The organism is Variovorax sp. AC103, from assembly GCF_979254005.1.
Genome location: NZ_CEEDFC010000017.1, coordinates 115,284 through 129,289, shown reverse-complemented (window position 1 = coordinate 129,289; position 14,006 = coordinate 115,284). Strand labels below are relative to the sequence as shown.

General features: G+C 69.6%; 14 protein-coding genes. 5 read left to right on the top strand and 9 right to left on the bottom strand.

The annotated features are described in order from the left end of the window. Positions 1–177: 177 nt before the first annotated feature. Positions 178–1,623, bottom strand: coding sequence for a nicotinate phosphoribosyltransferase (locus tag AC0IYU_RS23470; RefSeq protein WP_472121636.1), 1,446 nt, complete (start codon positions 1,621–1,623; stop codon positions 178–180). 67 nt (positions 1,624–1,690) lie between these two features. Then, a complete protein-coding gene (locus AC0IYU_RS23465; protein WP_472121633.1) occupies positions 1,691–2,779 on the bottom strand; it encodes a bifunctional nicotinamide-nucleotide adenylyltransferase/Nudix hydroxylase in 1,089 nt (362 codons plus the stop codon). Between the two features lie 84 nt (positions 2,780–2,863). Here AC0IYU_RS23465 and AC0IYU_RS23460 point away from each other — a divergent pair, with 84 nt between their 5' ends. From AC0IYU_RS23460 to AC0IYU_RS23440, 5 genes are all read left to right on the top strand, one after another. Next, positions 2,864–3,697, top strand: coding sequence for a pseudouridine synthase (locus AC0IYU_RS23460; RefSeq protein ID WP_472121631.1), 834 nt, complete (start codon positions 2,864–2,866; stop codon positions 3,695–3,697). 104 nt (positions 3,698–3,801) lie between these two features. Further along, positions 3,802–4,458 (top strand): response regulator, encoded by a 657-nt coding sequence (locus AC0IYU_RS23455; RefSeq protein WP_435437585.1) that lies wholly within the window; start codon positions 3,802–3,804, stop codon positions 4,456–4,458. Further along, a complete protein-coding gene (locus AC0IYU_RS23450) occupies positions 4,455–5,840 on the top strand; it encodes a sensor histidine kinase (RefSeq protein WP_472121629.1) in 1,386 nt (461 codons plus the stop codon). The genes AC0IYU_RS23455 and AC0IYU_RS23450 overlap by 4 nt, the downstream gene beginning before the upstream one ends. Before the next feature lie 157 nt (positions 5,841–5,997). Next, positions 5,998–6,336: a hypothetical protein gene (locus AC0IYU_RS23445; protein WP_435437587.1), complete on the top strand. Its 339-nt coding sequence runs from the start codon at positions 5,998–6,000 to the stop codon at positions 6,334–6,336. Between the two features lie 67 nt (positions 6,337–6,403). Beyond that, positions 6,404–7,444, top strand: a complete 1,041-nt coding sequence (locus tag AC0IYU_RS23440) for an ABC transporter substrate-binding protein (RefSeq protein ID WP_472121626.1) — start codon at positions 6,404–6,406, stop codon at positions 7,442–7,444. A 108-nt stretch (positions 7,445–7,552) separates the two neighbouring features. Here the strand turns inward: AC0IYU_RS23440 and AC0IYU_RS23435 are convergent, their stop codons facing one another. From AC0IYU_RS23435 to AC0IYU_RS23405, 7 genes are all read right to left on the bottom strand, one after another. After that, positions 7,553–8,047 carry a DUF3761 domain-containing protein gene (locus tag AC0IYU_RS23435; protein ID WP_472121690.1) on the bottom strand — a complete coding sequence of 165 codons (495 nt, stop codon included), beginning with the start codon at positions 8,045–8,047 and terminating at the stop codon, positions 7,553–7,555. A 127-nt stretch (positions 8,048–8,174) separates the two neighbouring features. Next, positions 8,175–8,837 carry a hypothetical protein gene (locus AC0IYU_RS23430; RefSeq protein ID WP_472121624.1) on the bottom strand — a complete coding sequence of 221 codons (663 nt, stop codon included), beginning with the start codon at positions 8,835–8,837 and terminating at the stop codon, positions 8,175–8,177. Beyond that, positions 8,837–9,691, bottom strand: a complete 855-nt coding sequence (locus tag AC0IYU_RS23425; RefSeq protein WP_472121622.1) for a fimbrial biogenesis chaperone — start codon at positions 9,689–9,691, stop codon at positions 8,837–8,839. The genes AC0IYU_RS23430 and AC0IYU_RS23425 overlap by 1 nt, the downstream gene beginning before the upstream one ends. Further along, positions 9,688–10,206: a hypothetical protein gene (locus tag AC0IYU_RS23420; RefSeq protein ID WP_472121619.1), complete on the bottom strand. Its 519-nt coding sequence runs from the start codon at positions 10,204–10,206 to the stop codon at positions 9,688–9,690. Before AC0IYU_RS23420 ends, AC0IYU_RS23425 begins: the two co-directional genes overlap by 4 nt. A 2-nt stretch (positions 10,207–10,208) precedes the next feature. Further along, positions 10,209–10,802 carry a hypothetical protein gene (locus AC0IYU_RS23415; protein ID WP_472121616.1) on the bottom strand — a complete coding sequence of 198 codons (594 nt, stop codon included), beginning with the start codon at positions 10,800–10,802 and terminating at the stop codon, positions 10,209–10,211. Beyond that, positions 10,795–11,406 (bottom strand): hypothetical protein, encoded by a 612-nt coding sequence (locus tag AC0IYU_RS23410; protein ID WP_472121613.1) that lies wholly within the window; start codon positions 11,404–11,406, stop codon positions 10,795–10,797. Before AC0IYU_RS23410 ends, AC0IYU_RS23415 begins: the two co-directional genes overlap by 8 nt. 43 nt (positions 11,407–11,449) lie before the next feature. Next, positions 11,450–13,594, bottom strand: coding sequence for an SdrD B-like domain-containing protein (locus tag AC0IYU_RS23405; protein ID WP_472121609.1), 2,145 nt, complete (start codon positions 13,592–13,594; stop codon positions 11,450–11,452). Positions 13,595–14,006: the final 412 nt, after the last annotated feature.

Below are 14,006 nucleotides of genomic sequence, written 5' to 3'. Positions count from 1 at the left end.
CCGGGGTGCGCTCACGCCGACGGGGTACCTTGCTCCGCGAATGTCCTCCGGCCTGCGGCCTCCCCCTTTATTTCGCTGCGCAAGGCACCCCATCGACGTGAGCGTTGTCAGCGGGGCGGTGGTTGATCGGCCGCAAACCGGCGGCCTGTGCACCCGCCCCGGACAGCTGCGAGGGCCTCAGAGCGGCGCGCGCGAGGTGACGAACTGATTCACCCCTTCCGCAGCCCTTGCCCGAATGGCCTCGAATGTGGTGTTCTCCAAGATGCGCCCGTTCTCGAACACGGTCTGCAGCAAGTCGGACTGCCCGGGCGAAAGTGCCTCTTCACGCACCGTGGTCTCGACCCCACCCGCACCGCGCACCAGCGCCAGCCGCCCCTTCTTCGACGCCTTGCTCACGTCGCCCACCGGTGACTTGTACACGTCGCGCCACTCGCCGTTCACCTGCATGGCCGAGCACTTCATTGCCCACTGCATGGTGTCCCGGTTGACCTGCTGCAGCAGCCCGCCGCCCATGCCGAAGGAGATGTTCTCCGTCGAGAACCCGTTGTGGAAAAAGTTCGACAGGCACAACCGCAGCGAATCCAGGTTCACCCCGTCGCCCTGGATGATGCGCACGTTGTTCAGCACCCGAAAACCCTTGGCGTTGGTCGTGGTGCCGAAACGATCGGCCAGGATCTGCGCCACCTTCAGCGTCGTTTCCGCCGGGTCGCCCGAGTCGGGCCGCACCACCAGCGTCGACCCCGAGGCCACCACCTTCGCCTTCAGCTCGCCGCCCCAGATGCGCGCGCAGGCATTGAAGATGTCGTAGCTGTCGCTCACCACCGCAAACGTGGCGCCCGGCTTGCCGAACTGGTCGATCATGTTGCTGTAGGCATCGGCTTCATGGTCGCGGCCCCAGCCCGTGATGGTGCTGTGCTCGGCCGCGGGAATCGAGAAGCCCGCCACGTCGCAGTCGTAGTAGCGGCGCGCCGCGACCAATGCGGCCAGCGTGTCGGTGCCCATGAAGTTGACCAGGTGGGCCATGCCGCCGAGCGCTGCCGATTCCAGGCTCGACACACCGCGCGCGCCGAAGTCGTGCAGCCTGAACGCGATCTGCCCTTGCGGGTCGTCGCAGGTCGCTTCCAGATAGCGCAGCAGCGTGGTGCGTGCCGCGGCCGACAGCGTGGCCACCGTGGTCGGGTACCAGATGGCGCGCAGCAGCTCGGTCTCCAGGAAGCTCGTGACCCAGAAGAACTCGGGGTCGGTGTTCTCGATGGTCGCGAGCACGTTGTGCACCGGCGTCACGCTGCCCTCGGGCACCGCGCGGATGCGCACCGGCATCAGCCCGCCGTGCTTTTCGATCAGCCGCAGCCAGCCTTCGCGGTTGAAGGGCTCGCCGTGCACCGCCATCAGGGCCGCGGCCTCTTCGACGTCTTCGAGCGTCACCGGCGTCTGCAGGTACTCGCGCAGGTAGGCCTGCAGTCCGAAGAACAGCGAGTGGCTGAAGATGCCGCCGCGCGACTCGATGTAGCTGTACACCGTCTGCGTGCCGGGGGGGTACTGCATCCAGTGCGACACCTTGTAGGAGTCGGTGCGAAGCAGGAGGTTGTTGCCCAGGGGTGTGGAGGTGAGATTGCGGTTCATGTGTGAAAGCTCCTTTCACTGTGGCGCCCGTCAACCGGGGCCGTGCTTGCTAAAAAGTCGGGGCCGTTCAGTTCTTGCCCAGACCACCCAGAAAATGGTTCGCAATGAAGAAGTGGTCTTCGTAGATGCGGTCCTGCATGTCGAGAAATTCGGTGATCGGCACCCAGCGCACCTCGGCCGCGTCGTCGTCGGCGCGCACGTCCGACAACCCCGCCCACTGGTTGTGCGCCAGCTCGAAGAAAAAGCCGTGCGTGATGGTGCGTCCGCGCTGCGAGCGGTCGGGCGCGTCGAACACATGGCTGGCCTTCATGCTGCCGTTGAGCACGGGCACGGGCACCTTGAGCCGGGTTTCTTCCTTCAGCTCGCGGATGGCCGCGTCCTGCAGCCGCTCGTGCTGGCCGACGAAGCCGCCGGGCAGCGCCCAGGTGCCCTTGCCGGGATGGAACTTGCGCTGCACCAGCAGGATGTGGCCGGCCTCGACCACGATGGCGTCCACCGTGGTGTAGATGGGCGGAAAGCTGCTGCCCGCATAGCGGTACTTGTCGCGGTAGTCGGCCAGGAAGGCGCGCTCTTCGCAGAGCTCGGCGTAGTCGGCGGTGCGGGTGAACTGGTCGAGAAAGGCGGCCGTGCCGTCGGGCAGGTCGGCGCGCGCCAGCTGGCCGCGGTTCTCGGGGTCGAAGTAGAGGCTGCGCACGTCGGTGGCGTTGAGGCTTTCCACGTTCTGGTGGCCGACGAATTCCCAGTGCGGGAAGAGCTTGAGGTAGTAGCTCGATGCGTCCTTGAGGTGGCCCACCAGGGCCACCCTGGCCTTGGCCGGCACGTGGCCGTCCTGAACGATGAGCCGCTCGACGGCGGACTGGATGGACGCGATCCAGAGCTGGTCGTTGTAGGGCGAGTCGCCCACGCCGACCACGCTCACGCGCATCTGCTCGGTGCCGCGCAGGCAGGCGCGCACCATGCGTTCGCGCTCGTCGAAGGTGAAGGGGTTCTTGACGCTGCGGGGCTTGCGGTCGGAGCCGACCACCACGATGACCCGCTCGGCGGCGCGAAGGCCTTCTTCGATGAGTCTTTGGTGTCCGAAATGGACGGGTTGGAAACGCCCGATGACGATGGCGTATTGAAACTTGCGTGCAGTCTGAGTGCTTGGTGTGTTCACTTGGGAATCCCCCAAAAAGGGCGAGATCAACTCTCGCCTGCGTTCAGGATAGCATCGGTGCCGCACACAGATCAAGCCCTGCCGATGACCGAGCCTTCCAATTCCCCCCACGCGCCCGTGCGCCTCAACAAGCGCATGGCCGAGCTCGGCATGTGTTCGCGCCGCGAGGCCGACGAGTGGATCGCCAACGGCTGGGTGAAGGTGAACGGCAAGCCGGCCGAGATGGGCGTGAAGGTCACGCCTTCGGACCGCGTCGAGATCGACAAGGCGGCCAAGGGCCAGCAGGCCAACCAGGTCACCATCCTGATCAACAAGCCCATCGGCTACGTGAGCGCGCAGGCCGAGGACGGGCACGAGCCGGCGGTCTCGCTGTTCACGCCGCAGAACCGCTGGGCCGAAGACAACACGCGCTTCTTCTTCCACCCGCACCAGCTGCGCGGCCTGGCGCCGTGCGGCCGGCTCGACATCGATTCCATCGGCCTGCTGGTGATGACGCAGGACGGGCGCATCGCGCGCCAGCTCATCGGCGAAGACTCGGTGATGGAGAAGGAATACCTGGTGCGCGTGGCCTACCACGGCCTGGGCCAGCCCGCGCCCACCGGCCAGCTGGTGCGCATGGACGACGACGATCCCATCACCACGAACGTGCAGGCGGTGTTTCCGCCAGCCATGCTGGCCCGGCTGCGCCACGGCCTGAGCCTGGACGGCCAGGCGCTCAAGCCGGCGCGGGTCGAATGGCAGAACCCGGAGCAGCTGCGCTTCGTGCTCACCGAAGGCAAGAAGCGCCAGATCCGCCGCATGTGCGAGCTGGTCGGCCTGAAGGTGGTGGGCCTCAAGCGCGTGCGCATCGGCAAGGTCATGCTCGGCAACCTGCCGGTGGGGCAATGGCGCTACCTGGGACCGCACGAGAAGTTCTGAGCCGGCTCAGCCTGCCTTAAGTTTGGGTCGTTACGCTGCGCCCGGCGCAGGCACTTCCGATCATCCCGTTCGCGTGCTACCTTGCGGCCGAAGGAGTCGCCGCGATGCGCGTACTGTTGGTGGAAGACGATGAAATGATCGGGCGCAGCCTGAAGCAGGCGCTCGAAGGCGCGGGCTGGTCCGCCGACTGGGTGCGCGACGGCGAGCTGGCGCAAAGCGCGCTGGGCGACGGCGGCTACACCTGCGTGCTGCTCGACCTCGGCCTGCCCAGGCAGGACGGCACCGAGGTGCTTCGGCGGGCCCGCGAGCGCGGCGATGCCACCCCCGTGCTGGTGCTCACCGCGCGCGACGGCCTGGACGACCGCATCCACAGCCTCGACCTGGGCGCCGACGACTACCTGCTCAAGCCCTTCGAGTTCCGCGAACTGCTCGCGCGCATGCGCGCCGTGGTGCGCCGGCGCGACGGCGCGGCGCATTCGCTGGTCGGCGGCGGTGCGCTGCAGCTCGACCTCACCACGCGCGAGGTGCTGGTCAACGGCGCGCGCGAGGCGCTCACCGCGCGCGAGTTCGCGCTGCTGCATGCGCTGCTGGAGCGGCCCGGCGCCATCCTGTCGCGCGAGCAGCTCGAGAACCGCATCTACGGCTGGGGCGAGGAAGTGACCAGCAACGCCATCGACGTGCTCATCCACGGCATGCGCCGCAAGCTCGGCGCCGATGCCATCCGCAACGTACGCGGCCTCGGCTGGCGCGTGGCAGCATGACCCGTGCGGTGCGCGGCGGCGGCCGCTGGTGGCGGCCGGGTTCGCTGCGCACGCAACTGCTGCTGTGGCTCATCACGCTGCACCTGGGCGCGGCCGTGCTCACGGCGTGGTTCTCCTTCGTGGCCTACGGCAACCTGGTGCACAACGCGCTGGACGACCAGATGCGGCTGGTGGCCGAGTCGTATGCGGGCAGCGACCCGCAGAAGCTGCCGCGTCCGATGGACGGCGAGGCCGCGTTCTCGCGCGGCAGCTTCATCGTGCAGATCTGGAGCGCCGACGGCCGCACCTTGCGCGCCACGTCGTGGCCCGCGCTGTCGGTGCCGCTGCAGCCGGGGCCGGGCTTCAGCGACGTGACCACGGGATCGCGCGCCGGTGCCAGCTGGCGCGTGTTCACCGCCGAGCCGGGTCCGCGCGCCGACCAGCCGCGCGTGCAGGTGCTGCAGAACGAGGACTACCGGCGCCGCCGCGCACTGCGTCGCGCGCTGCTCGAAGGCCTGCCGATCACGCTGCTGCTGCCGCTGGCGTTGCTGATCCTGTGGATCATCGTGTCGGCGGCCTCGCGCTCGCTGCGCGCGGTGGCGCGCGACGTCGCCTCGCAGGACGAACGCAGCCCGACCGAGCTGTCGTTGGCGCGCGTGCCCGACGAGATCGCGCCGCTGGTGGGCGCCTTCAACAACCTGCTGTCGCGCGTGCGCAGCGCCTTCGCCACGCAGCGGCGTTTCGTGCAGGACGCCGCGCACGAACTGCGCACGCCCATGGCCGCCATCGGCCTGCAGATCGAGAACCTGCGCGCGCACGTGCCGGCCGGCGAAGCCACCGAACGCTTCAACCAGCTCGAGGCCGGCGTCACGCGCGCGCAGCACCTGATCGAGCAGCTGCTGCACCTGTCGCGCCAGGACGCGCCGCAAAGCGGCAATGCGCGCGAGCGCGTCGACATCGAGGTGCTGCTGCGCGAGAGCGTGAGCCAGTTGATGGTGCTGGCGGATGCGCGGCGCGTGGACATCGGCTTCGAAGGCGAAGGCCGAATCACCGCCGTGGTGTTCGCCCCCGCAGCCGAGTTGCGCAGCGTGTTCGACAACCTGATCGACAACGCGCTGCGCTATGCGCCCGAGGGCGGCGTGGTCGACGTGAAGCTGCGCCAGGTCGACGGGCATGCGGTGGTCGACGTGCTCGACAACGGGCCCGGTATTCCGCAAGCCGTCATCGGCCGCGTGTTCGACCGCTTCTTTCGCGTGCCGGGTTCGGTGGCCGGCGGCAGCGGGCTGGGCCTGGCGATTGCCCGCACCGCCGCCGAGCGGCACGGCTTGCGCATCGAGCTGCGCAACCGTGACGACGGGCCGGGGCTGATGGCGCGTGTGCACTTGCCGTCCTTGCCAACGTAGAGTGGGCAAGAACGGGGTTGCGCCACTCACTCGCAGCTAAGTCTTCGCTCACCATCCCGTCAGTCTGCGTGCCTAGAGTGCGTTCAGGTCCTGCCGCGCGCAGTTCGCTCGATGGCACGTGACCCGAGACAACCTGAAACCCAGGAGAACACACATCATGCGCACTTCCTTCAAGCTTCTTGCCGTCGGTTCCTTCGCTGCGCTGGCGGCCTTGGGCACGGTCCAGGCGTCGGCCGAAACCATGGACGGCTCCGACTTTCATCCGCTGCAGATGAACTCGCCCGAACGGCCCGAGGTGCAGGCCGGCGCCATGGCCGCAGCCCGCCCGACCGGTACCGAACCCATGGGCCAGTCGACCAGCGCGCCCGCGATGAACTCGACGCTGCCCGTGGCCGACATCCAGGCCGGCGCCTATGCGGCTTCGCACCCGACCGGCACCGAGCCGATCGGGCAGTCGACCTCGCTGCCGATGGTGAAGTCCGGCAGCGGCAGCTGACGGCGTTGCTGGCGGCGCGCCCCACCGGGCGCTATCCTGCGGCCTCCAGCAACGAGGAGAGCCGCGCATGCCAAGCTTCGCCATTCGGCACATCGCCACCGCCGCCTGCATGGCTGCGGTGGCACTTCTTTCGGCATCGAACGCCGCCGCGCAGGGCACCGTCAACGCGCTGTGCAGCACCGACGCGGGCTGGTGCGAAGCGGCCGCCGCGGCCTTCACGCGCGAGACCGGCATCCGGGTGCTGCAGGCCCACAAGGGCACCGGTGAAATCGGCGCCCAACTGCGCGCCGAGGCCGCCAACCCCAAGACCGACATCTGGTGGGGCGGCACCGGCGACCCGTTCCTGCAGGCCGCCGAGCAGGGCCTGCTGGAGCCCTACCGGCCGGCCTACATCAACGACCTGCACGACTGGGCGGTGCGCCAGTACGCGCTGTCGCAGAACATGGTGGGCGGCTTCTACACGAGCGCGATGGGCTTCGGCTTCAACACCGATCTGCTGAAGAAAAAGAAGCTGCCCGAGCCGAAGTGCTGGGCCGATCTCATCAAGCCCGAGTACAAGGGCGAGATCGAGATCTCGCACCCGGCGTCCAGCGGCACGGCGTACACCATCATCGCGGGCCTGGTGCAGCAGATGGGCGAGGACGCGGCCTTCGACTACCTCAAGAAGCTGAACAGGAACGTCACCAGCTACACCCGCAGCGGCCAGGCGCAGGCGCCCAACGTGGCCAAGGGCGAGGTGGCCATCGGTGTGAGCTTCATCTTCGGCTTCGAGAAGTGGCGCCACGACAAATTCCCCGTGAAGACCGCCGCGCCCTGCGAGGGCACGGGCTACGAGGTCGGCGGCATCGCGCTGGTGAAGGGCGCGCGCAACAAGGAGAACGCGAAGCGCTATTACGACTGGCTCATGAGCCCCGCGGGCCAGTCCATCGGCGCCAAGGCCGGCAGCCTGCAGTCGCCGGCCAACAAGACCTTCAAGCCCGACCCGCGCATTCCGTCGATGGCCGACGTGAAGCTCATCAAGTACGACTTCGAGAAGTACGGCAAGGCGGACGAGCGCAAGCGCCTCATCGACCGCTGGACGCGCGAAGTCGAATCCCAGCCGCGTTAGGGCTCGCCCCCAGGCTACGCGCACTTCGTGTCGCTGCTCCTCCCCCCTACCGGGGGCAACACCTGCGGCCCGGCAAAGCCGGTTCCGCGGTGTTCCTGGAAGGAGCCTTCAGGACGTGCAGGGCTTGTTGTGCGAGGCGTGCATGCCCTTGGTCTTGGCGTCGGCCTCGCTCAGGTACTCGCCCTTCTTGGTCTTGCCGTAGTAGCGGTCGCCCATGCAGTGGTAGACCTTGGTCTCGTCGTTGGCCCACACCTTGCCCGCGCCGCCGCCGGGCGCGGCCGCCATCTTCGTGAGGTCGCGCGCGCCGGGCGTGCGGGTGGCCGTGCCGGTGGTGGGGGCCACGCCGGTCTTGTCGACGCTGGCCGACTGCGTCTCCACCGCGGGCACCGCCGCGGCGGGTGCGGCCGGGGCGGCGCCCTTGCCGTACCAGGTCTTGATGCCCTTGTGGCCGCGGCAGGCACCCGACTTGGCGTCGGGCGAGGCGTAGCTGTCGTCCTTGCATTGCACGGTGGTGCCGGCGGGCGCACCGGCGGGCACCTGGGCCTGGGCCTGCATCTGGGCGCCCAGCGCAGCCAGGCCGAGGCAGGCTGCGATCCAGGTCATCCGGGGGTTCTTGTTCATGCAAAGCTCCTGAAGGGTGAGGGAAAGATCCACGCCGGAGCTTTGGGGATCGATCCCAGCGCCAGCTGACTTGGCGCGGGCAAAGGCGTTCAGGGCGGTTCGGCGGGTTTCAGGGCGAGCTGGCGGTGAACGTGACCTGCCCGAGGTAGACGCCGGCCGGGCGGCTCGTGAGGTTGGCGTACGAGAAGGTCCAGTTCGCGGCGCGCTGCGTCACCAGGGTGCCGAAGGCGCTGGGCGTCACGTTCACGGCCGCGCCCGTTCCGGCGTTGGGAATCGCCGGCGCGGGCAGCGTGGCGCTGTCGCTGGCCACCGTGATCTCCGACATGGGAATGGTGTTCGCGCTGGTGGTGCTGGTGAGCGGCGTGCTCGCCGTGGCGCGCAGGCTGACCTGGCCGCCGTTGCTGCGCACCTCGACCGCCAGCTTGACGCCTGCCGCGGGCGCCACCGCGAAGGCCGGCGCCGCGCCGCTCCAGTTGGCCGCCGCGTTGTTGCCCGCGACCGGCGTGGTCGGTCCGCCGGGAATGGTGGGCGTGAGCGTGAAAGCCGCGCTGTCGATGGTGCCGCTGGTCGTGGGCCAGGCGCCGGTGCCCAGCCTGAAGAACACGAACTTGTCGATGTTGACGGTGAACTTCAGGTCGACGAAAGCCGGCGTGCCGAGGCCGAGGGTGGTGGCCGTGTCGGCGTGTGCCGGGCCGGCGCCGGCGGCCGCTGCGGCGCAAAGGGCCATCACGCGGACCGGGCAGACCCGGCAAAGCGGGTCGGCGCGCCGCATCAGCGGAACTCCGCGTTCACCTTGAAGCCGTCTTTCTCCCAGTCGAGCGTGCCGGCGGCCTTCAGCGGGTACACCGGCGCGGCCGCCTTGCCGTCGCCTTCGGGCTTGGGCGTCAGCGGAAGCTGGCGCGTCTGGCCCGGCAGCACCGGCGTGCCCTCGGGCACCAGCTCGAAGCGCTTGCCGGCGGCGTCGGTCGCGTCCAGGCTGCCGTCCAGGCGGCCGTGCGCGTCGCCGCTGTTGCTCACCGTGACGTACGGCGTGCGCTGGCCGTGCACGTCGCGCGTGCCGACCTGGCTGAGCGCCAGCTTGGGCTCGGCACCGTTGAGCAGCACGTACACCGCCACCGCGATGCGCCCGGTGACCGGCAGGCTCAGGCTGGCGCCGCCTTGCCCGATGGCGGCGCGGTAAGCCGGCTCCACGCCCTCGATGGCCAGCATGAAGCGGCATTCGCCGCGCGGCGCATCGGCCGGCGGCTCGATCTGGAAGCGGAACGACGCCTTGCCGCGCGCGGGCACCTTCACCGTCTTGCGCTCCAGCAGCACCCACGGCCGGCAGCTGCCGGGCTGCAGCGGGTCGAGGTACGAGATCTCGCCCTCGGGCGAGTAGCTCCAGTCGATCGTGCGCACCGACACTTCGGTGGCGGCGGCGCCCACGTTGTGGATGTCCAGCGACTGGCCCAGCCGTGCGCCGCTCTTGGCGGACAGCTCGAAGCGCGACGGCATGATCGCGATCTCGAACGGTGCGGCCCACGCGGGCGACGCCGCACACAGCGCGACGAAGGCGGCCAGCGCTGAGTAAGCGAAGCAAGCGAAGGAAGCGCAGCGGGAGTGCCCCGTCGAAAGCGGTGGTGTCATGGCGATGTCTCTATTTCGAAATAAGCCTCGAAACCCAGCGGCATGCCGCGCGAGAGCCGCACCTGGCGCACGTCGAGTTGCCACACCAGGTCGAGCGCCTCGGTCATCCATGCGTCGCGCACCACGCCGTTCCACACCGGCACGCGGTCGCCGGGCCGGCCGCTGCCGCTGGCGAAGAAACCGTTGGTGCGCCAGCTGACCTCCAGGCCGGCGGGCGAGAGCAGGCCCGGCACCGCCATCGGCAGCACGTAGTAGATGCGCGCCTGGCGGCCCACGTAGCGCGCGGTGGCCAGCCGGTAGTGCACCCGCCCGAAGGCGATGCGCGCGATGGGCGGGGCGCCCGCGCCGGGCGCGACGATGGGGGAGTCGTCCGCCGGCGCGCGCACCTGCGCGCTCGGCGAGGTCGAGTCGTCCAGCCGCTCGACCCGCGCATGGGCTGCCCCCGGCACGCCGGCCAGCCACGCCAGCAGGCCGGCTGTCACCGAGCGGCGTGCGCGCGAAGCGGCGGCTTGCATGGTCAAAGCATGGTGGCGGTGAAGCGCACCGTGCCGCTGTAGCTGCCGGCCGGGTACACCGTGGTGTTGGCGTACCTGAAGGTCAGGGTGTTCGACATGAAGCGGGTGTCGCTGTTGACCAGCAGCACGGTGGCCGTCGCCCCATTGAAGCTGGCGAGCGTCTGCGTCGAGCCGGCCGCGAAGCTGCCGTTCTGGATGTCGCCCTCGGCGGGGCTGGTCGCGTTGGTCGACACCCAGCTGATGTCGCTGAACGGAATGACGTTGGTGCCGCAAGTGGCCGAGGTGGTGCAGGTGAGCCCCGCCGGCACGGTGGCGGTGAGCGTCACCGGCCGTGTCTCGGCCAGCAGCCTGGCCGGGCGCGCCGGGCTGATGCGGATGGTGATCGGCTGCGAGCCTGCAATGGCGGTGCCCGTCGCCAGGCCCGCGTTGGTGCCGGTCGCGTTGAACACCACCTCGTCGATGGCCGCCGCTGAGCCCACCTGCAGCGTGATGCCGTAGGGGGAAGCGGTGGGTGCGTAGGTGAAGACTGCGTCCGCGCGCGGCGCCATGCCGGCGAGGAGCGCGAGGGCCACCACCGCGCGCAGCGGCTCAGACACTGGTGGCGGTGTAGGTGATGACGGTCGTGTAGGTGCCCGGCGTCCAGGTGAGGGCCGTGCCGGTCAGCGAGAAGGTCCAGGTGCCGGTGGCGACGGTGGACGGCACGAAGGTGCTGGCCGCCGCGCCGGTGGCCACCAGCGTCGCGCCGCCGGGATGCGCCAGGCCCGCGCCGGAGTTCACGCCGATGTTGGTGAGCAAGGGGCCGCCGGTGGGCGCGAAGGCGGCCGCCGTGTAGGTGAGCGATCCGCCGCCGCTGCTGTTGGTCCACGCCGACACCGGCACTGCCGCCGGGTTGGTCACGGTGCCGAGCGTGGGCGCGGTGCCGTCCCAGTTGGCCGCCTGGTTGTCGCCGGCCGTGACGGTCGGCGCGGTGGCCCAGGTGATCGGCGCGGTCCAGTTCAGCGTGTCGCCGCTGCCCGTTTGCGCGCCTACGCGCAGCAGGATCAGCTTGGGCACCGTCACGCTCAGGTTGAGGTGGGCCTGGGCCGTCACGGCGGGCGTGCCGGTGCCGTAGCCGTACTGGCTCTCGGCCAGGGCCATGCCGGCGGCCAGGGCCAGGGCCGCGCCGGCGGCCACGGTGAGCAATCTCGGGTGGTGTCTCATCTCGGTTTCCTTTGCGTTGCGGTGGAACAAACGAAAAAGGTGGTCACTGCCCGACCTTGATCACGGGGATCGCGGTGCTGGCCTGGCCACGCAGCGGAACGTCGACGCTCGCGCCCGCGTCGCGCGCCGGGCCCCAGGGCAGCGGCACGGTCTCGGGCGTGAGGGTGAGCTGGTGGCGCCCGGTGGTCACCAGCGGAAATTCGAACCGGCCGTCGCGGTCGGTGGTGGCGCGGTAGCGGCCGTCGAGCAGCACCTCGACGTTGGCGACGCCGCCTTCGCCGATCTGCGCCTCCCCGTCGTTGTTGGCATCGAAGAACACGCGCCCGGTCACGCCGCCGCCGCCGGCGCTGCCGTTGCGAGCGCCCGCGGCCTGGTAGGCCGTGCCGGCGGAGCCTTCCCAGCGCAGGTAGACGTACACCGTCTTGTCGGTGGTGCGAAAGAGCGCCGGCGTGTTCAGCGCCACCGGCACCGTGGTGGCGCGCGCCTGGTTCAGGCTGGCGGAAATGCCCGCGCGCCAGCCGGGCGCCAGGTCTTTCTCGGCGCCGACCGTGCCCGACAGCCCGCGGCTGGTGTACAGCCCGCCGTGCTGGGAGGTGTAGCGCAGGTTGCCCGTCACGCTGAAGCCGCTGGCCACCCAGAAGCGGAATTGCGCGCCCGCCGTGGGGTAATGGCGCACGTCGCCGCTGCTCTGGTCGCGTGCGTAGCCCAGCGTGGTGGTGAGCTCGGGGCGCATGGTCTCGTAGCGCCCGCTGATCCAGTCCTGCTCCCACTGCAGCTCCTGCCCGGTGGCCGTGCCGTCGCCGAGCACGATGGCCTCGTTGCGCCGCACCGCCAGGGTGAAGCGGCTGCGCGGCCAGTCGAAGAAACGCGTCTGGTAGAAGGCGTTGGCGTACAGGCTGCGAAAGGGGTCGCCCTGGCCCGAGGTCGCGGCCGTGGTGCCCGTGCCTTCGCGCTCGTAGCGTGTCTGCGTCAGGCTCACGCTGCCGCCGAACGAGGTGTTGCGGTCCACCAGGTACTGGAAGTTGCCGCTCGCGCCGGCGCGGCGGTAGCCGAAGAGGTTGAAGCTGTCGTTCGGCGCGGCGCGCTCGAAGTCCAGCCCGGCGCCCCAGTTCAGGCGGTTGTCGCTGCGGTCGATGCGCCAGTACGCGCCGCGCGTGCCGGTGGCCAGCGGGTAGTCGCCGAAGTACAGGTCGGGCCGCGCCGCGTACGCGCCCAGCTCGTGCCGGTAGGCGCCGGTGCGCGCGCTGGCCTCCACGAACAGGCCCTGCGAAGCGCCCGTGGCCACGCCCGGCGTCGGCGAGGTGGTGCGGCTGCCCACCAGGGTGGCGCGCGCGCGCAGGTCGCCGTCGCGCAGCAGCTGGCCGCCGTAGCCGATCGAGGTGGCCCAGCTGTCGACGTTCTTGCGCCCGAAGCCTTGCGCCGTGACCGGGTCGAAGTAGTAGGCCGGAATGCCGCGCGCCTGTTCGAGCTGGAACGAGGTGAACCACGGGTCGCCCAGGCGCTTGGTGAGCCCGAGCCAGCCGAGCGTGCCCTGGCTCTTTTCGAAGCCGGGAAACGGACCGCCCGTGAGGTTGCCGCGCTCGCCGAAGCCCGCGCGCACGTCCAGGTCGGCGTTGAAGATGCGTGTCGATGCGCCCCGCACGGTGGTCGAGCCCAGCGAGAGCCGGTAGTTGCGCGCCAGCCCGTCGGTGAGCTCGCTGTAGATGTCACCCACCGCGCTGTCGGCAAAGGTCTGCGTGGTCAGCGGAAAGCCGAGGTTGCGCAACGTGAAGCGCGCGCTGGTGGCGTCTCGCGCATAGCCCAGCGAGCCGATGCCTCCGCCGCCCAGGAAGCTGTCGCCACTCAGGTGGCGCGCGTCGGCCTGCAGCACGAACTCGCCGTAGTTGAGCGTTTCGCGGCGGTACTCGAGGCGCTGGCCGAACTCGGTGGCGCGCTGGCGGCGGTAGCCGGTGCTGGTGGCGTCGCCCAGGCCGATGCGGCTTTCCACCAGCCAGGCCCGAAAGCCCTGCGGCTGCTCGGGCTCGGCATCGACCTCGTTCGTCACGGGGTCGGTGGCGTTCATGAAGCGGTCTTCGTAAGCCTTGGGCGCGGACTCCATGAGCGCCCGCAGACGCGCCTGCTCCACCTCTGCGCGGTCGACGGGTTCGATGCGCGCGTCAGCCATGTCGGGGCCGGCCGGGGCCGCCATGCTGCTGCTGCTCTTCGGGGGTGATGCGGTCTGCCCGTGAGCGCACGGCAGCCCTGCCAGCGCCGCAGCGCATCCGATCCACACGGGGGCCCAGGCCGGGCGTCGGCGTGCGCCGGCGGGACCGACCGCGGTACGCAATGCCACTCGAATCATCAAACGACATCCCTGTTTTCCCGGGGCGCTGCCGCCCTGTTGTGGAGCCAAGAACAGGATATTTCCAAAAATGTTATCTACGGTAACTTTTGATGACAACGCGGGTTTCTACTTCGGCGGAACGTTGGTTTTTGTTCTTCAGGAATGCGCAAAATGGGCCTTTCGACCTCATCGCAGACTTGATGAAGTCGAAGGACCTCCCCACTTGAGAAGCAGGCGCAACGTCACACGGCAGGCGCCTGCCGGCTTAGAATTTTTT